Source organism: Nonomuraea turcica (assembly GCF_030718205.1).
GTDB lineage: Bacteria > Actinomycetota > Actinomycetes > Streptosporangiales > Streptosporangiaceae > Nonomuraea.
Genome location: NZ_JAUZQF010000061.1, coordinates 1 through 17,075, shown reverse-complemented (window position 1 = coordinate 17,075; position 17,075 = coordinate 1). Strand labels below are relative to the sequence as shown.

Sequence of the window (17,075 nt, the reverse complement as noted above, 5' to 3'; positions counted from 1 at the left end):
GATGTCCTGGACCGGCTTTTTCCCGCCGGTTAGTGACGATGGGGCCGGGGCCCGCGCGGTGCGCGGGCCCCGGCTCGTCCTGGGGTGCGGTTCCGTCGCCTGGTGATGGGTCACGCGGTGGCGGGCTGGAGGAGCTCGATCTCGATGGCCAGCACGCCCAGCGCCTCGCCATGCTCGTCGAGACCCGCGCGGACGGTGCGGTAGATCTGGCCGAGGCCCACGACCAGCAGCTGGTTACTGCGGACGACCCGGTCAAGCTGACCGGCTTCCTGCAGTCGCAGGCGCTGCGCGTATCCGGGTCGCTGCGGCGCATCGCCCAGGACGCCAGCACCGGCCCCATCCCGCTGGCCGCCGCGCACGCCGCCGATGGCTTGCAGCGGCTGCTCGGCGTCGTCGCCGCCGGTCAGGTACCCAGCGTCGAGCAGGTCAAGGTCACCTGATTCGCCACAGTCGTTGGCGACGCGCGGGCATTTCCTGGCCCGGCCGGCTTGGTCACAGGGCCAGATCGCGGCGGCGGAGCCCGTACAGGCCTATCGCGACAAGGCCGGTCGCCACCAGGGTAAGCCCGAGCAGCGTGCCCGGCCCGGGGTCGGCCAGCGTGGAGTAATGGACGTGGGCGAACGGGGAGATCATGAAGAGAGAGTCGCTCACCAGGCCGACCTCCCAGCCGATTTCCATGGCGATGGCCAGTACCAAGGCGGTCCACCCCACGGCTGCTCCGGCCCGCCGGAACAGCCCGAAGGCCGCCAGCGCGAGCCCGGCCATCACCCAGATGCCGGGCAGGAGGACCGTGGTGAGGGCCAAACCGCCGGCGAAGTCCCCGTTGCCGAGGCCCAGCGCAAGGCCGACGATCACCAGCACGACTGCGGGTACCGCCACCGCGAACAGCAGATGGCTGACCGCCCAGTGTACCCGGCTCACCGGGTGAGACAGGAAGAGTTCGATGGCCTCCTCGCCGCGCAGGCGGAGCACCGTCATGATCGCGTACAGGGAGACGGAGTACACCGCCAGCTCGTACACGACGAGTTCGAAGAAGATCTGAGCAGGATCGTCTGATCCCGTCCGCCTGGCCCAGAAGTCCAGTGCCCCGCTCTGGCCGAACGTTTTGACGGCGGTCTTTCCGCCTAGCCCGATCCCGGCACCGATGAAGGCGGCACCCGCGATCCACGACAGTGCCATGCCCCGGTGCATCCGCCACGCCAGCCCGAGTGGTCCGCGCAGGGCGTTCGGCGCATGGGCGGGGCCGAGCCGCGGCGGCATAAGGCCGGCGCCGATGTCCCGGCGGGCCGACAGCGCATAAGCGACCCCGGCCATGGCCGCGACGAACACCGCCACCGGCAGGAACACCCACCACTGTTCGCCGCCGAAGGCGTGAGCGCGCAGGATCCAGCCGTTCGGCACGAGCCAGCCCAGCCATTCCAGGCGCGGGCCGCCCAGGTCACTGACGCCTCGGACCAGGTACGCCGCGAAGAAGACAGCGAAGGCCACGGCTCCGGCCACGCGGGCGCTCTGGGTCACCTGTACGGCCACCGCGGCCAGCGCGGCCCCGACCCAGCCGCCGGATGCGGCCATCAGTCCCCAGGCGAGGGCCCCGGGCAGAGGAAGCCCGGCGCTGACGCAGACGACGGTGATCAGCGCGGCCAGGACGGCGTTCGCGGCCAGCACGACGGTGAGGGCGGCGGTCAGCGGGGCGTGCCGTCCCACGGCGGCCGAGCCGATAAGCTCCCGCCGCCCCTGCTCCTCGTCCGAGCGGGTGTGCTTGACCAGGAGGATGATGCTGGCCAGGGCGGCGAAGAGGGTGGTGGCGGCGCCCCGCTGCTGGGCGGCGGCCGCGCCCAGGCTGTCGCCGTAGGTCGGTCCCTGCAGCAGCAGGATCACGGGGTTCTTCGCGATCTCGCCTGCGTAGTGCAGGCGTGCTTCCGGGGTCGGGAGCAGTTGGCGGATGGTGGCCACCGTGGTCGCGACGAAGAGGGTGACCGACAGGACCCACAGTGGCTGCCAGACGCGGTCGCGGCGCAGGATCAGCCGGATCAGTGCTGCCGTGTTCATCGGTAGTGCCTCATGAACAGCTCCTCCAGGGTGGGCGGCTGGGCGGTGATGTCGCGCACGCCGTACTGCGCCAGCCGGGCCAGCACGTCGCCGATGTGGTCGGTGTCGGCCTGGAAACGCACCCGATCGCCGTCGATGATCAGGTCGTGGACACCGGGCAGGCCGTCGGCCGGAACCCTGGCGAGTTCGACCGTGACCGAGGTGCGCGTGAGATGGCGCAGCTGCGCCAGCGTTCCGGCCTCCACGATCCGTCCGTCCCGGACGATGCTCACCCGGTCGCAGAGCGCCTCGACCTCGGCAAGGATGTGGCTGGAAAGCAGGACCGTACGGCCCGCGCGCCGTTCCTCGGCGATGATCTCGCGGAAGACCGCCTCCATCAGCGGGTCGAGACCGGAGGTCGGCTCGTCCAGCAGTAACAGCTCCACCTCGGAGGCGAGCGCGGCGATCAGCGCGATCTTCTGCCGGTTGCCCTTGGAATAGGTGCGAGCCCTTTTGCGCGGATCCAGGGCGAAACGCTCGATCAGCTCGTCGCGCCGCTTGGCGTCGGCGCCGCCGCGCAGCCGGCCGAGCAGGTCGATCACCTCGCCGCCGGACAGGCTCGGCCAGAGGGTGACGTCGCCGGGGACGTAGGCGAGCCGCTGGTGCAGTTCGACGGCCTCGGCCCAGGGATCGCCGCCCAGCAGCTGGACCTGGCCGCCGTCCTTGCGCAGCAGGCCGAGCAGGATGCGCAGGGTGGTGGTCTTGCCGGCACCGTTGGGGCCGAGGAAGCCGTGCACCTCTCCTTCCCGCACGGTCATGTCCAGGCCGTCGAGCGCGCGGACCCGGCCGAAGTTCTTGATCATCCCCTGGATCCGGATGGCATCAGTCATGGGGCTGCTCCTTGGTGTGGTGATCGGCGATGGCCTGGCTGACCTGGCTCCCCGGCCCCGAGGTGATCCACTCGCCTATGTGCGCGTAGACGTCGAGCATGGCCATGCCGAGCCGGGGGAGATTCGTCCTGTGCAGCGCGTCGCTGCCGAACCGCCGGGACAGATGCTGGTGGAGCACGATCGTGCTGAGGTGCATCGCCGCCATCACGGCGGCGCGTTCGCGCACCTTCGCCTGTTCCGGGGAGAAGTCATCCGGCCAGTTCTCCGTGAAGAACCGCTCGGCGGCCTCGGCGCCTTCGTCGAACATCGCCGCCCCGACGGGCGAGCCCTCGACCAGCGCCCGCGCGAGATAACGGACGGTGAGTTCGTTCGCCTCGTACATTCGTCGGATGAAGTCGGGGGTGACGTCGGCCCCCTCCTGGACATGGCCCGCCGCGCCGAGCATGGCGGCACGAACGTGCGCGTCGCAGGCGTCCCGCAGGTCTTCCTTTGAGCCGAAATGGTGCTGCACCAGGCCGACCGAGACTCCGGCGGCGTCGGCGACGGCCTTCATCGTCGTGCCCTTGAAGCCGCGCTCGGCGAACTCCGCCAAGGCCGCGTCCCGGATTCTCGCGCGTGCGGTGAGATCCTCGGGCGGCCGATCGTAGGTTGAACGCATATCCCGGATACTATATGGACATATGGTTTACCGCATATCCATATTGTCTGCTTTATGATTCCTGTGTGGCCAGCGCGTCTGGCGGATCTGGGGCGTCCGGTGCTGGCGCTGCCGGTGTTCTGCGGCGTCCCGCCGTCTCTTAATCGCCTGCGTCACCGAGGAGGTCCTGCTTGGGCTGGGCCTGGGCTGGTTGACAGTGTTGACTCCCGCCCTGTGGGTGGCGCTGGCCTTGATTGAATTGCCGGTGGTCTTGGTCGCCTCCTGGGGCAGCTGCGATGCCTGCCCGGACGGTGGCGGCGCGTATGTGATCAGCATCCCGGCGGCGACCCCATCCCGCCGAGGGACTGCCCGCTACCGCCGCCTGCTGGCTGTCACGAGAGGTCATCGAACGTTACGTGCTCGTTGGTGCCGCGCACCTGCGCGAGGGCACCCGCGCCACCTACCGCTCCAAGCTGCTGCGGCTGCGCGAAGCCGTCATCGGCACCGGCTGCGCCACCGGCAAGCCGGTCAAACTGTCCGCCGACACCGCCTCGCGCCCCTACACCAGCGCCGAACTCGCCGCGCTGTGGCGTGGGCCGGCGGCCAGCCGACCGCCGACCTGCGCCGAGGCTGCCGGCTGCTCCTCGCCCTGGGCCGGGGCTGCGGGCTCGACTCGGCCGAGGTGATCCCGCTGCGCGCGCATGATGTGCGGCTGCCCGGCAACGGCGCGGTGGTCGTCGCGGTACGTGGCCCCAGAGCCCGCCTAGTGGTCTGCCGCCACCCTTGGGAACGCGTCTTGGCCGAGGAGAGCACCACCAACCAGGGACAGAGCGCCTACCTGTTCAGGCCGGGCTGCCATCGACGCGGCAATAACACCGTCACCACGTTCCTGTCCCGTACCCATCCCGCCCCCGGCACACCTGCGCTGAAGGTGAGCCGCTTGCGGGCGGGCTGGCTGGTCGAGCTCATCGAGCAAAACGTGCCGCCAGGACCGCACGTCCCGCAACTTCTGGCAGCAGTCGCCGCCCGGCGCGATGACCGCGCGCGCCGTCGAGGTGTTGTCCAGCACCCGGTTCCATTCGACCTCGACGAGCATGTCGGCGCCGGCCACGACCGCGCCGTCGCGGTCCAAGATTTGGGCGGTGTGGCTGCCGCACCCGGCCTGGGCCATCAGCAGCCCCTTCCGGTCACCGCGACGGACACGGCGGCGTCCGCGGCGGGCAGGAACAGCGCGTCGGTCTCCACGCAGATGCAGTACGTGCCTGTGGAGAGGGGCCGCCACGTTGGGGGGCTGCCGTCGGCTCCCCACACGTCGCCGGACGTTTCGCACACGCCGCCGCATTCGATGAGGGCGCGGCCGATCTGCCCGTCGAGGGTGAGCACGGATCCGGCGGGGGCGTAGCCGACGTGGTAGACGGAGTGGGGGTTGCACCGCTCCGCGTCGGCGATCTCCGCGCAGGTGAGGCCGGCGTGGGCGGCGGTGCGTTCGTAGATGCTGATCGTCACCCGGCGCACATCCGTCCGAACTGCCCGCCTCCACGGTGATCATCGGGGCGTGAGCTGACCACGCAGGCATGCCCGTCAGATCAAGCTCATAGCACTCGGTGTTAACCGCGACCGCCTGACAAAAGCACGTGTCGGGCGGGTTCGGCACCGGCGGCGTCGCAGGCCGGCACGCGGGATCCGCGCATGCCAAGGTGGGGTCCGGGCATTCGGCGAGCCGGCACACCCCCTCGCAGCCAGGCTCCGGAGCGCCTGGGGGCGGGTGGACGCACCAGGTGATGCAGCCGCCGGCGTCCGACGGCAGCGCCACATCCAGCACGGGCGTCGGGTCTGTCCACAGCCACGGCGTCGCCGCGGCGAACACGAACTCGACGGTGAGGATGTCCGCCCCCGTCGAGCACTCCCCGGCGCTGCAGCCGTCGCCGGCGCGGGCGATCACGCGGGGGCCTTCCAGCAGCGCCGCCCGCCGCAAGGTGCGGCGGTGCCGGGCGGCGAACTCCTCCGCCGTCATCGCCTCGCTGGGGCAGCAGTTGTAGACCGTCACGCACTGCCCGTCACAGCCGGCGCCGCCGCTGCACCCCTCCAGCGCCGACCCCAGCCAGTGCAGCCCGTAGTCGACCGCGCAGCAGGTCGCGCCCAGCAGGATCCCTGTAACAGTGACCGTGCGCGCCTGCACCCGCCCCGGGCCGAGTGCGGCCCCTCCGGCGACGGCGTTGGTGATGGTCCGCCGCACGGGCCGGTCCTCCATGCCGGCGACGGACAGCACCAGCAGGCCCGCGAAATCCGCCGACTCTGGCACGTCAGGGTCATACCAGGGTGCCCGTCTTGTTCTGGCGTGGTGTAGGGGTCGTGGCCGAGTAGGTCAGGGGTGAAGGTCGGGCAGCCGCAGATGTCGCTGCAGCCGGCGAGCGGGCTGCCGACCGACTCCAGGTATGCGGCGAGCCTGGTGTGGTTGGCGATCTCGACGTCGCCGATCTCCAGGTATCCGTCCAGCACCGTTACAGCCCTTCTGCCGCCAGGACGAGCCGGTTGATGACGCGTTCCGCGGTGGCCTCCGCGTCGCCGACCTCGTAGATGTTCCAGGTGTGGTTGACCGCGTAGGCGCCATCCCCGCCCCGGGCAGCCGCGCCACCGCTACCGGCGCCGGGGGTGGCGAGCATGTCGGCCAGGCCGGACTCGTGCGCGAGCTGCCGGACCCGCTCCGGCTTGGTCAGCGGAATGACGACCTCCCGCCGGTGCCCCTCGCCGATCATCGCGATCGTCGGGTGGTCGACGATGCCGCCCTCGGCGAACGCCGGCAGGCTGCGGAGGTTGACGTTGGCGGTGATGCCGATGGTCACGGATCGTTCGACGTCGGCGATCACCGCGTTCAGGTTCCGGATCTGGGCCTCGGCCGCGGCCGCGCCGCGGACCTGGACGTTGGCCCGGTAGGTGCCCTGATAGTCCTCAGCGGCGTCCTTGGTCTGCCGCAGCGCCCCCTCCACTGCGGCGATCTGCGCCTTGGTCAGGCCTGCCGCTCTCAGGGTGGAACGCATGCTCGGGGTAAGGCGGCTGCTGAAGGCGTCCCCCAGCGCGCCCGCCGCGGTGGCCAGCTCGGCGCTCTGGTTGGCCAGCTCCAGCGCGGCAATGCGGGCCTCGCGCGATCCCTTCCCGGACTCACGGACAGCGCGCGTGTAGGCGTTCTGCTTGTCGGCCACCCCTTGCAGCGCTTGCTGGAAGGCGAAGGCCGGGTCGACCTGGGCGCGCAATTCGTCGGCCTGCGCCTTCATCGCCGCGGTGACGTCCCGCACCGCCTGGGCGGCGCCCTGCTCGGCGAACGCGATCTCCCGTGACGCCTCGGCCTTCAACCGCGCGTCCGACGTCGCCGCCTTGTAGGTGGCCGACAGCTCCCCCACCGCGACCCGCAGGTTGCCCGCGTTGACCAGTTCCCCCTCCAGCGCGCCCGGCAGGTTGCTGCCGGCTCGGGCTGCCGCAGCCTCAAGGTTGGCGTCAAGCGCGGCGTTGAGCTGCTTGACCGCTTCCTCCTGGCCCAGCACGGCCTGGGTGACGAGCGCGGTGTCGATCCCGGGCCGCTTGGCCAGATCCAGGGTGCCGCGCTGGTGCAGCTCGTTGACGACCCACTGCCGGGTGTTCTCGGTCAGGCCCCCGGTCTGCTCATCCAGCGTGGCGGTCAGGTCCGACACCTTCTGGGCAGCCTCGGCCTGCCGCTGACCGAACAAGCTGATGGCGGTGACGCCGGCGGCGATCGCCAGACCCCACGGCCCTCCGACGAGCCCGAGCAGGCCGCTGATGCCGCTGCGCAGGACGCTGATGCTGCGCGTGGCGGTGCCGACTGCCTGCGAGGACAGCCGCTGCGGCAGCTGCGCGAGGGTCTCGCCGAACGCCGCGACACGCGACCGGAGGGCGACCAGCGCGATCAGCGCGAGGCCGGCGGCTTGCAGCGGCCCGGGCAGGCTGGCGAACGCGGAGGTGACGCCGCTGATCAGGGACACGATGGGGGTCAGCACCGCGGCGAACAGCGACGCCGCCGGCCCCAGATCCCCCAGAGCGGTCCCGATGTTGATCGCGGCGGGGATGAGCGGGGCCAGGGCTGCTTCCAGCAGGTCGGACGCGCCCGCGGCGAGGGAGGTCAGCGCGCCGGTCTGGGAGATGCGGGAGATCGCCGACTCGATCGCCTCGAACGTGGCGATCACCCCGGGGCCGAGCGCGACCAGCCCGGAGCCGACGGCCTGCAGCGCGCCAGCGAGCCCGCCACCGACGGAGGTCGACAGGTCGGCGACGATCGGCGCGATCCGGCCCAGCTGCGTCAGCAGTACGGCGAGGACATCGCCGAACTCGCCACCCACCGTGCGCAACGCGCGGAAGGTCTCGACCAGCGCCACCTGGCCCTGGCCCGATTCCACGAATGCGCGCACGCGCTCCAGCACGGCGCTGATCGACCCCAGGGTGTCCTGGCCGCTGGCCTCGACCGCGTCGAAGACGCCGAGGATGATCGCCCCGGAGTCGGCCACGATCGAGCCGAGCTCCCGGAACACCTCGATCGCCTGGTCGACCCAGACCATCGCGTCACCGGCGAGCGTGGCCTCCTCGAGGAAGCCCGACAGCCGGTTGAGTGCGGCATCGATCGCATCACCCAGACCGTCGAAGGCGGGCAGGCTGGAGGTGACGAACCCGCTGACCGCGACCAGCAGCCGGTCCAGCGTGGCCGAGTCGATCGACGTCAGCGTGAGCCGCAGCGACTCAAAGACGCGGCTGACGAGGTCGACCCCGGCGGCCGAGCTCGCGAACCGCGTCACCGACAGGCCGAGCCGCGCCAGCTCGCCGGTCGTGGCCGACATGCCGGCGGTGAGCGGGCCGCGCAGGGTGCCGACAAGCCGGGTGATCTCGCCTTGCAGCGGCGCGAACAGCGCATCCTGTACGGCCGCGCGCAGCTCGTCGATCTCAGGTTTGACCGCGCGCAGCTCGCGCGCGACCGACCGGGCCGCGGGCGACAAGCCGGCGAGGCTCTCCTCGAATTTGGCCGCGTCCTCGGTCAGCGCGGCCTCGAACGCCTCGCCGACCCCTGCCAGGGCCACGCCCAGCGTGGCGACCGCGCTCTGCAGCAGCAGCACCCCGGCCGGCAGCGCGGCGATGATCCCCGCCGCCGGGGCCAGCGCGGCCGCCAGGCCGACAGCGGAACTCGCCGTGCTGGCCAGGGCGATCGACAAGCTCGTGACGGCACCCGCCCCGGCGACGAGCTTGGTCAGGCCTCCGGCCGCTACCCCCAGAGCGATGGCGAGCAGGCTGGCGCCGCGGCCGGCTCCTTGGCCGATCGCCCGCCCGATCTGGACGCCTTCGGCGACGAACCGGCCGCGGGCGTCACGCAGCCTGCCTTGGGCGTCGCGGACGAACTCGTCGGCGGCGTCGGCGCCGGAGCCCTTGAACGAGCTGGACAGGCGGCGGCCGGTGGCGCGTGCCTGCCGCTCGACGCCGCTGTCGTCGAGCTCGACTCGTATCCGGGCGCTGCCAACGATGTCGTCGGCCACCAGGCAACCTCGCGAAATCGCAGGTTGCCCGGCCCAAAACCAGCGGCGTTACCAGCCTATCCGTTGCGGCCGCGCGGGCTGAGTCGCGCGTCTTCGACGTTGATCTCGGCCATCATCGCCAGCGCCTGCGACCGCGTCATGGCCGCGCCTGCCCGTCGTCCTGGAGCGGCCGGTGCAGCCGACGCGGCCGGTGTGGCGGAGCGACGGCGGCCGCGCCCGATCGCCAGCGCCTGCGGCGGCGCGTACAGCCGCGCCCTGTTGCGCTCGGACTCGGCGTCATCCTTGGCGGCTCTGGCCATCATCACCTCCGCGGCGTTCAGGAGGCGCGTGAGCGTCCACGAGCGGGGGTCGATGCCTTGGAGCGCGAGCTGGCCGTCGATTTCGTTCCATGAGGTGGCAATGGAGCGGCAGAGCCGGATGACGACGTGGTAGGGCGCTGCCCGTACACCTCCGTGATCCAGCTCATCAGCTCCAGATGGACCCGGTCGGGCAGCCGAAGCCCCACGTCGACCACCGTGGTGCCCTTCACCGTCTTGGCCTGCGCGGCCGCCTCCTCCGGGTCGCCGCTATCGAACACGACCTTGCCGGCCTTGTCGCGCACCTCCCACCAGGCATACAGCTTGGCCGACTCCGGCAGCATGAACCCGGCGAGGAATCGGCGCACCGCCGTGCCGGCGGTCTTGAGCGTCTCCGCCGAGGAGTTGCTGACGCTAGCCTGGTCGACGCCGAGCGTCCGGTAGGTCTCCTGCAGCGCCTCCCACGCCTCCAGAAACTCATCGCCCATGACTTCCGGCCGGAATTCCAGAATGATGTTGTCGCCGATTTCGGCGACATGGGGTTCGGTGTTCAGAGCGAATTTCTGGCGTGCCACAGGACACTCTCCCTGGCCTTGTACCTGTGCCCGGCCCACAACCAGCGGCACTCCGGCATCCTACGGCGCACCCTCACGGAGTACCGAGCGCTCCTGTCACATCCGGGTGAATCCGGGCGTCTATCTCTTGTAAGGAAGGCGCACCACAAGGGTGATGGCAGAAGACGGATGTCGGCTTGGGGGTATGGGACCGTGGGAGACACGGGAGCGCAGTGGCAGGCCGGACAGCTGGACGGGCTGTTGCGCGAGGCGAAGCGTCAGGCGTGCCGTGGGGCCGGGCCGGACGCGCGGGAGATTCTCGACTGGCTGCACCGTCAGGCCGACGTGGATGTGGCGCTGGTCGGGGATGACGCGGGCACGGTGGAGTCGGCCACCGCGGGTTTCCCCGGGGGGATTGTACGAACGCTCGCTCCGCTGCTCGCGCGGCTGTCCAGCGGGGAGTTGGGCGCGGCCGCCACTGAGGCCGACAGGCTGTACGTGCGCTGTGAAGCCCTGGGTGCGTACGCTCCGCGCCCGGTGCTGGTGGCGGCCAGTCGTTCGGAGCCGACCCCTGAGGCGCTTGCGCTGGTCTCGCACGCTGGCAGCGTTATCACGCTCCTGCACCGCGCTCAGGACTCCGACCGGGCCTGGCGCGGCTACCAGCACAAGGCACGCCAGGTGCGCTTCGCCGTACTCCAGGCGCTGCTGGCAGGGGAGCCGACGCTGGCCCGCCGTATGACGACTGGTGCCGTTCCGCCACTGCTGGAGGCCGACCGGCTGCGGGTCCACTTGCTGCACTGCCCCTCGGCCGACCGTGACCGGATCGCGCAGGCCCACCAGGATCGCTCCGGTTACCACGGCCGGGACCTGATGGTGCAGTGCCCCGCCATCAAGGAACACCTGATCTGTCTCATCACCGACGACGAGGACGCGAACGGCTCCGGCGGCCGGCCCCACGGGCGGGGCGAGGCCCTGCGCCGCCTGGTACGCGACAACCCGCGCTACGCGCTGGGCATCAGCGGCTCGCACCCTCTCAACGCGACGGCCGCAGCTTACATCCAGGCCGCCCACGCCCTGGCCGCCGCCCGCACCACACCCGGCCGCGTGGCCCTCTACCACGGCCAGACCCCGCTGGAAAGCGTCCTGCCCCGCCGTCCCGCCCTTATCTGGGCGCGTGACTTACTGCGCCCCCTTGATTCCCTCCCGAGGATCACCGTCGACATCACCCGCTTCCTCATGAGCATGCCCCGATCCGCCGTGGCGCGACTGCTCGACCTCAGCCGCAACACCGTCACCGCGCACATCAGCCGCGCGGAAGGGGCCCTCAGCCTCGACCTCGCCGACGTCCGCTCCCGCGCCGAAGTCCACCTGGCGCTCGCCCTCACCAGCGCATGCGTCGGCCCCGAACCTGGTAACCACCACCCGCCCCTCACCCTGGACGACCTGCTGCGCACCGAACGCGCCGCTGCCTGGGCTCAGACCTTTCTCCGCCCTCTGCGGGCCACGCACCGCCGCACCCTGCAGGCGTGGATCGACGTCAACACCGACGCCCAGCGGGCTGCCCACAGCCTCGGCATCAGCCGCAACACCGTCCGCACCCACCTGCGCACCGCTGAAGCCCTGCTGGGCCGCGACCTGCTGACCACCGGCACTGGCATCCATGATGTCGTCCACGCCCTCCATATCACCACCGCCCGGGATCACCTGAGCACCGTGCACAACCAGCACCCGGAATTGAGCACCATGCACGGTGGCCCGAAAGCGTGACGTCTTTTACGGTCTTGGCGACGGGTCCATCTGATGCACGGGGACGACGACGCCCGTCCGACGAGTGGGGTCTGTCAAGCGATCGAACAGTGCAATCAAGCAGGAGAAACAACCGTGCACGGTACGGCAAGCCGACATCGTCGCCGGCGTGGTAAAGGCACGTGGAGCGCCGATTGCATCGAGACATGCACGCTGGGTGCGAAGGGCGGGCCGGAAAAACGGGCTGATCGCAATGTCAGCACCGCTCCGGTCCGACCCAAGCCAGGCACACGCGCCCAATGAGACATAGATCACATCTCTCGATCCCACGTCACATTTCCATCCCTGTTTTCGTCCTCAGAGTATGAACAGTCAGATAAGCCATCGCGGGAGAATTTATGAAATTGTCCAACACGTCCAGATGCATCCCGATCCGCCGTCAGATCAGCTTGGCGACCGCGGCAATCTTGACCGGAGGGCTGTTAACCATTCCTCTTGTTCCCCCGGCGAGTGCCGCCACTCTCGCTCCGGCCACCACTCTGGCTCGCCCTAACCATTCGCCGACGCCCTCCCCATCCTCCACCCCCTCCCCTACTTCCGACCCGCGGATAACGCGACCGAACTGCGACGGCAGATATAAGACCTATATAGCGAGGACCTGGGAGAGGAGGCCGGTCAAGGGTAATCCAACGACCATAGCCGACGGTATTTTGAGATGCGGAAACTCGAAATGGGGTTACCGGCACATCGCGCACCGCTGGAGCAGGTCGTTCGAGGGTCACATCAAGGCCACTCTCGTCCTGTGGGACAAGGAGGGAAAGCAGGGCGAGAAGAGGATCTATTGCCTCAAGGTCGCGGCCAGCGAGAAGCGGCATTGGTTCAAGGTCGTCTGGACCACGGCCTACGTTTCGACTGACCATGGGATCCACCTTTACATCATCACCGCCACCTGGGATGCCAAGCAGTCCGACGTCCCCGCGGACCAGAAAACGGGCTGCGCCAAGATCAAGTGAGGTCAGAGAACTCGCGGCGGCGATGGCCCCGTCGGCCGTCCTCGATCGGATGACGACAGCTCAAATATTCAATCCCAGCAACGTGAAAGGGGAGTTCGATGCGTAAGAAGACACTGCTCGCTAAGGGAGTACTTATCCTTGCCATGTCTCCGGTCATGACGACCGCCGCCCAGGCGGACACAGCGACGACCGCGGCCCAAGCAGGCGACATGCGGTCGAGGGCAGGGCAATTCCTGATCAAGAATAAGTACATGGGACAGTGCCTCAAGGCAGGGAAGACTAAAGGGTCGCGCGTAACACTGGAGGTCTGCAACGAGCGAGACGACTACCAGTGGTGGACGCTCTACCAGGGAAACAAAGTCTACAGCGTGAACGGCCAGACCGGAATGCTGTGTATCGGGAACAACCAGTTCACCAAAATGGTGGAATGTATCGGCGCAAACTCCACCTGGATTGGTGGCGTCCCCGAGGACTGGAGCTATCTGTCCGATGGCAATTGCGGCTTCCTAAAAGCCGATCTGAAATACAACGTCAAGTGCACGCCCGGCAGAGATGGCGCTATGTCCCTGTGGCGTCGTGCGTAGCGACTCTTGACCTCGATGACTCGTGCGCCCAGCGAACGGAGGTGAAGCCGTGACAACCGGCCCCATTCGTCACCCGTGCTGGCCTGCGGGAAGGCGCACGCTTACCTATCCCGTTCGTGCGCGACGGGGACTGCTTGGGGTCCTGCTGTGATCCTGCCACCTGCTCCAACCTCTTCCACGGGGTGGTCAAACTACCCGCGGCTGATAGGTGTTTCGGACCAGGACTGGTTCATTAACTCTGACGCGGAAGGGCAGCCGGAATCCCCAGCTGATCTCTATGAATCGCATAGCGGGGGCGCGCCTGCAGCAAGTTTCTGGCCTGGCACGACCAGCACGGGAACTGTCGGCGCCGGCTGCACGGATCGACCGACCTCATGGAAGCGGGCAGTGGCTCTCCTCCATGCAGGTGAACCTGCGGTGGCCCGGCCTCATGGGCAAGACGTCGTCCCCGACAGCGGCCGAGCGAGCCAGGACCAGAGCCGCTCCCGAAGGTTGTCGCAAGCCAGAACACAGGTGAGGACGTTGTCCTCGCCATGCAAGCCATACCCGTGACGGGCGCGGATTCCGGACGGTTGTCACAGTGGCCACTGCGGGCGCAGCCTGTCCAGCACCCACGCCAGGACATCATCATCGACGGCGGGGCGCTGGAGCTGGCTGAGCGCGCGCACCGCGAGCTTGGTGAGGCGAGCCCAGACACGCCAGTTGCCGTGGCCGGCCTGCCGGTCGGCCAGCTTGATGAGCTTGGCGTCGGCACCGGCCCAGATCGGGTGGTAGGCCGGAATCACATCCAGGACCTCGGCCAAGGACATCCTCTGGAATTTCTGCCAGAGCAGAATGTGCGAGGACAGCATGGGCTCACGCGTTGTCTGCGTCAGCACCTCGGGACAGTCCGCCCCGCCCACGAACACGATTGCCGCGCCGGTGCGGTCGTCCCGTAGGTGGTACCACCACTCGACGCAGTCGGCCGGCAGCCAGTGCGCCTCATCACACACCAGTACCCGGAACTTCTCGGCCAGCGTCGCCTTGAGCAGGTCATCGCACTCGCGCGCATTTCTCGGCTTGGGGCCTTGCAGGCCCAGAGCGTCGAAGAGTGCTTCACGCATGCGGCGGGGGCAGCACGGCAGCTGGATGGTCTCCTCAGGGGCGAGGTGGCGCAGGACGGCGTTCACCATCGCGGTCTTGCCGAGTCCGGAATCGCCGTACATGCATGCCATGGCGCGCTCTTCGAGGGTGATCGCCAGGTTGGTGTGCGTCAGGCGGAGCGCTTCAGTAACCACAACGTTGGCACCGTCGGGCTGCCGAATGTCATCGTTTCCGTCGTCGGGTGGGGGTACGGCACCTGCGGGCATGACCAGTCCTCCTGCTTGTCGGAACGAGCGTGCTGTGCGGCCCCGGCGGGGACCGCGCAGGGATGAGATCTCCGCATCGGATGTCCGCCAGTAGCCGGCCAGAGCGCACCTGGTCGTGATCCGCGGGGGTTATGGTTGGGCGAGGAGTCGCCGCATGTGAGCCGGACGGCTGGGCGACGACCGGGCAGTGACCAGCGGGACACCAGCGGCGAACGCCATCGCTACGCACGACGTCGCCGACCGCTCGTCCTGAAGGAGTGACCAGCCGCCTCAGGCCCCCATGAATCTGGTCAGCGCCTGGCGCAACACCTCGCGGTCGGCGCGTTTGTGCCCCTGCTCCTCGAGCAGGGCGATGACGTGATGGGTCAGCCTCGCCCACGAGCGGAAGACTCCCCTGGCGGCGGTGCGGTAGACGAAGTCGATATCGTCGGGATCTGCATCCGCCCAGACCGGGTGAAAGGCGGGAATCACGTCGAGAATCTGTGCCTGCGTCATCGGCCGGTATTCTTGCCAGATGTAGATGCTGGACGCGAGAGACGGTGACGCAGAAAGCATCTGGCGACATTTGTCTGCGCCCACGAACACGACTGCAAGGTCGGTATCCCGGTCGCTCCACAGATGTCGCCAGTATTCGAAGCCTTCGAGGGACAGCCAGTGCGCTGTCTCGCAGACGAGGACACGGAACCGCTCGCTGAGCGCCGTCTTGAGGAGTCTGTCGGCGTCGAAGGGGGTGCGCGGCATGGGAGTGTCGTGACCCACGGCTTCGAAGAGCTTTCGGCGTAAGTAGCTCGGGGTGGGCCGCTCGTAAAACGATATGTAGTGCGCGTTGTCAGGTGCCAGTGTGCGCAGTGACGCCATGACCGCAAAGGATTTGCCGAGCCCTGCATCGCCGTGAACACACATCATCGCCCGGGCGCTGATCGCGTATTGCAGGTAGTCCCGGGTACGCGTCATGTCCGTTGTCGCGACGAGGTTCGCGCCGGGCAGGTTCATGAAGTGATCTCCTTGCGCTGGCTGTGTCATGGCGGCCTCCTGCATCTCGCGCGGTGAATTATGCTCAGGACTGTGTCGGCGGGCTGACGTCGCGATGGCGGTGTTCGGCTGGATTCCGGCCGTGTCGCGGCGGCGTGCCGATGCTGCGGATGCCTCAGCAGCCGCCGCCCATCGGTGTGCTAGCAAACACCTGTCACGCCTGAAGCCGGTCCTGGTAGGAGTCCAGCCATTCGGCGAAGAGTTGATTCAGGTGCTCGATATCGGTGACCGAGTCCGAGACGCGGCCAAGACCGTGGACGAATTGGCGCTGGACGCGGCCGAAGATCCGCTCAAGCAGAAGTCGGGGATCACGTGAGCGGACGAGCCGGATGCCGTGCCGTCCGCACATCACGGCGTAGGCGGAGGTGTAGGCTGCCCCGAAGTCCGTGTGGATGGTGTGCGGAACGGGGTAGGCGGCCAAGGCCGACCGCAACACCGCGACCGCGCCGTGACCACCACCGAGGTGGTCCCACCGAAACCCCACGGGCGTGGCGCTGATGCTGTCCAGCAGCATATGCAACCAGACCCGCCGTCCACCGATCGTGAGATCGGCGCCGGTCATCGTGTCGGCCAGCCAGATGCTTGGTGAGATGGCCCGCCGGTCGTGCCGAGGCGGGCTGTTGGTAGCGGTCATGATCACTGCCTCTCCTTGACGTGAGGGGGCGAGAGATGTCCTCGGTAAGCCCCTCCTGTGGTCGCCCACCTCATGACGGATCCTTATGCGGATGAACGCCCAGGCCGAGCCCGAACAGGACGTCCGCATGGGGTGCCGGGGTGAGCCACGTGCTGGTCAGCTCGGCTGGTCCGCGGCGGTCCCGCTCGGCGGTGATGCCGTGGCGGATGAGGTGCTCCTCTGCTTCCCAATCGATAAGGATGTGCCGGTTCACCGTCAGGTGGCGATCTGCCCGGATGAGATGCAGCAGAATGGCGGCGTCGTCGGGCGACAGGGGCAGGCGAGCCTGTTGGAGGGTCTGCAGCTGCTTGGACACCTCCGCAGGTAACACCCCAGGGCGCGGCTGCACCTGCAGGAAACCATCCGTCCAGAGGAGGTGGAGCACGGTTTGCGCCAACCGCAGGGACAGGTCTTCGGCGCTCCCCCGGACCCGGGCAAGGGACCAGCCCAGCGCCTCGGCCAGGTCCTGCTCGGCCACCTGGCCGTGCTGAGCCAGTGCCGCCTCGAGCACCAGGTCGTCGTCAGATGGTGGTCGCGGCCGGTCTTCTCGGCGGCGTCCCACCAATTCGGCCACGTCGATATCCACGGCGTCGCAGATGCGCAAAGCCAGATCGATACTGAAGGTTTTTCACCGCACCTCGCGAGCTTGCAGGACGAAGATTGCTTTGACGAGTTGACCTGCACGTAGCGGGCAGCAGCGGAGTTTGCGCAGGATGCGCCAGTTCTTCAGGACGGCATTCGCGCG

At 68.7% G+C, this 17,075-nt stretch carries 18 protein-coding genes and 1 pseudogene; 6 read left to right on the top strand and 13 right to left on the bottom strand.

Annotation, left to right across the window (positions count from 1 at the left end; translation table 11 throughout):
* A partial coding sequence (locus Q9G87_RS59810) for a DUF6245 family protein (protein WP_305925595.1) occupies nucleotides 1-440 on the top strand: 440 nt, incomplete at its 5' end.
* A 52-nt stretch (nucleotides 441-492) separates the two neighbouring features.
* Here Q9G87_RS59810 and Q9G87_RS59805 read toward each other — a convergent pair.
* Genes Q9G87_RS59805 through Q9G87_RS59795 form a run of 3 tightly spaced genes read right to left on the bottom strand, consistent with a single transcriptional unit; the run spans nucleotide 493 to nucleotide 3,576 of the window.
* Nucleotides 493-2,049, bottom strand: coding sequence for an ABC transporter permease (locus tag Q9G87_RS59805; protein WP_305925594.1), 1,557 nt, complete (start codon nucleotides 2,047-2,049; stop codon nucleotides 493-495).
* Entirely contained in the window at nucleotides 2,046-2,918 is an 873-nt protein-coding gene (locus tag Q9G87_RS59800) for an ABC transporter ATP-binding protein (RefSeq protein ID WP_305925593.1), read from the bottom strand. The genes Q9G87_RS59805 and Q9G87_RS59800 overlap by 4 nt, the downstream gene beginning before the upstream one ends.
* Nucleotides 2,911-3,576, bottom strand: coding sequence for a TetR/AcrR family transcriptional regulator (locus Q9G87_RS59795; protein WP_305925592.1), 666 nt, complete (start codon nucleotides 3,574-3,576; stop codon nucleotides 2,911-2,913). The genes Q9G87_RS59800 and Q9G87_RS59795 overlap by 8 nt, the downstream gene beginning before the upstream one ends.
* A gap of 395 nt (nucleotides 3,577-3,971) precedes the next feature.
* Here Q9G87_RS59795 and Q9G87_RS59790 point away from each other — a divergent pair, with 395 nt between their 5' ends.
* The gene (locus Q9G87_RS59790; protein ID WP_305925591.1) at nucleotides 3,972-4,241 is read left to right on the top strand and encodes a hypothetical protein; all 270 of its coding nucleotides are present in this window, start codon (nucleotides 3,972-3,974) and stop codon (nucleotides 4,239-4,241) included.
* A 77-nt stretch (nucleotides 4,242-4,318) separates the two neighbouring features.
* Here Q9G87_RS59790 and Q9G87_RS59785 read toward each other — a convergent pair whose 3' ends face one another.
* Both Q9G87_RS59785 and Q9G87_RS59780 read right to left on the bottom strand, forming a co-directional pair.
* A complete protein-coding gene (locus Q9G87_RS59785) occupies nucleotides 4,319-4,726 on the bottom strand; it encodes a hypothetical protein (protein WP_305925590.1) in 408 nt (135 codons plus the stop codon).
* Nucleotides 4,726-5,061, bottom strand: a complete 336-nt coding sequence (locus Q9G87_RS59780; RefSeq protein ID WP_305925589.1) for a hypothetical protein — start codon at nucleotides 5,059-5,061, stop codon at nucleotides 4,726-4,728. Before Q9G87_RS59780 ends, Q9G87_RS59785 begins: the two co-directional genes overlap by 1 nt.
* Before the next feature lie 272 nt (nucleotides 5,062-5,333).
* Here Q9G87_RS59780 and Q9G87_RS59775 point away from each other — a divergent pair, with 272 nt between their 5' ends.
* Nucleotides 5,334-5,594 carry a hypothetical protein gene (locus Q9G87_RS59775; protein ID WP_305925588.1) on the top strand — a complete coding sequence of 87 codons (261 nt, stop codon included), beginning with the start codon at nucleotides 5,334-5,336 and terminating at the stop codon, nucleotides 5,592-5,594.
* A gap of 462 nt (nucleotides 5,595-6,056) precedes the next feature.
* Here the strand turns inward: Q9G87_RS59775 and Q9G87_RS59770 are convergent, their stop codons facing one another.
* From Q9G87_RS59770 to Q9G87_RS59760, 3 genes are read right to left on the bottom strand one after another with little or no spacing between them, the layout of a single operon-like run.
* Nucleotides 6,057-9,083: a hypothetical protein gene (locus Q9G87_RS59770; protein WP_305925587.1), complete on the bottom strand. Its 3,027-nt coding sequence runs from the start codon at nucleotides 9,081-9,083 to the stop codon at nucleotides 6,057-6,059.
* Nucleotides 9,084-9,139: 56 nt separating this feature from the next.
* Nucleotides 9,140-9,385, bottom strand: a complete 246-nt coding sequence (locus Q9G87_RS59765; RefSeq protein ID WP_305925586.1) for a hypothetical protein — start codon at nucleotides 9,383-9,385, stop codon at nucleotides 9,140-9,142.
* Between the two features lie 14 nt (nucleotides 9,386-9,399).
* On the bottom strand, nucleotides 9,400-10,005 hold the full coding sequence (locus Q9G87_RS59760; protein ID WP_305925585.1) for a hypothetical protein: 606 nt from the start codon (nucleotides 10,003-10,005) through the stop codon (nucleotides 9,400-9,402).
* Between the two features lie 141 nt (nucleotides 10,006-10,146).
* Here Q9G87_RS59760 and Q9G87_RS59755 point away from each other — a divergent pair, with 141 nt between their 5' ends.
* The 3 genes from Q9G87_RS59755 (at nucleotide 10,147) to Q9G87_RS59745 (ending at nucleotide 13,276) form a co-directional block, all read left to right on the top strand.
* Nucleotides 10,147-11,700 (top strand): helix-turn-helix domain-containing protein, encoded by a 1,554-nt coding sequence (locus tag Q9G87_RS59755; protein ID WP_305925584.1) that lies wholly within the window; start codon nucleotides 10,147-10,149, stop codon nucleotides 11,698-11,700.
* A 689-nt stretch (nucleotides 11,701-12,389) separates the two neighbouring features.
* Nucleotides 12,390-12,692: a hypothetical protein gene (locus Q9G87_RS59750; protein ID WP_305925583.1), complete on the top strand. Its 303-nt coding sequence runs from the start codon at nucleotides 12,390-12,392 to the stop codon at nucleotides 12,690-12,692.
* Between the two features lie 98 nt (nucleotides 12,693-12,790).
* A complete protein-coding gene (locus Q9G87_RS59745) occupies nucleotides 12,791-13,276 on the top strand; it encodes an RICIN domain-containing protein (protein ID WP_305925582.1) in 486 nt (161 codons plus the stop codon).
* Between the two features lie 575 nt (nucleotides 13,277-13,851).
* Here Q9G87_RS59745 and Q9G87_RS59740 read toward each other — a convergent pair.
* The 5 genes and pseudogenes from Q9G87_RS59740 to Q9G87_RS59720 form a co-directional block, all read right to left on the bottom strand.
* Complete coding sequence (locus tag Q9G87_RS59740; protein ID WP_305925581.1) at nucleotides 13,852-14,625, bottom strand: ATP-binding protein; 774 nt, start codon at nucleotides 14,623-14,625, stop codon at nucleotides 13,852-13,854.
* A gap of 270 nt (nucleotides 14,626-14,895) precedes the next feature.
* Nucleotides 14,896-15,618 carry an ATP-binding protein gene (locus Q9G87_RS59735; protein ID WP_305925580.1) on the bottom strand — a complete coding sequence of 241 codons (723 nt, stop codon included), beginning with the start codon at nucleotides 15,616-15,618 and terminating at the stop codon, nucleotides 14,896-14,898.
* A gap of 193 nt (nucleotides 15,619-15,811) precedes the next feature.
* A complete protein-coding gene (locus tag Q9G87_RS59730) occupies nucleotides 15,812-16,291 on the bottom strand; it encodes an integrase catalytic domain-containing protein (protein WP_305925579.1) in 480 nt (159 codons plus the stop codon).
* Nucleotides 16,292-16,361: 70 nt separating this feature from the next.
* Nucleotides 16,362-16,904, bottom strand: a complete 543-nt coding sequence (locus tag Q9G87_RS59725; RefSeq protein ID WP_305925578.1) for a hypothetical protein — start codon at nucleotides 16,902-16,904, stop codon at nucleotides 16,362-16,364.
* 54 nt (nucleotides 16,905-16,958) lie between these two features.
* Nucleotides 16,959-17,075 (bottom strand): annotated as a pseudogene (locus tag Q9G87_RS59720) (IS5/IS1182 family transposase); the annotation flags it as partial.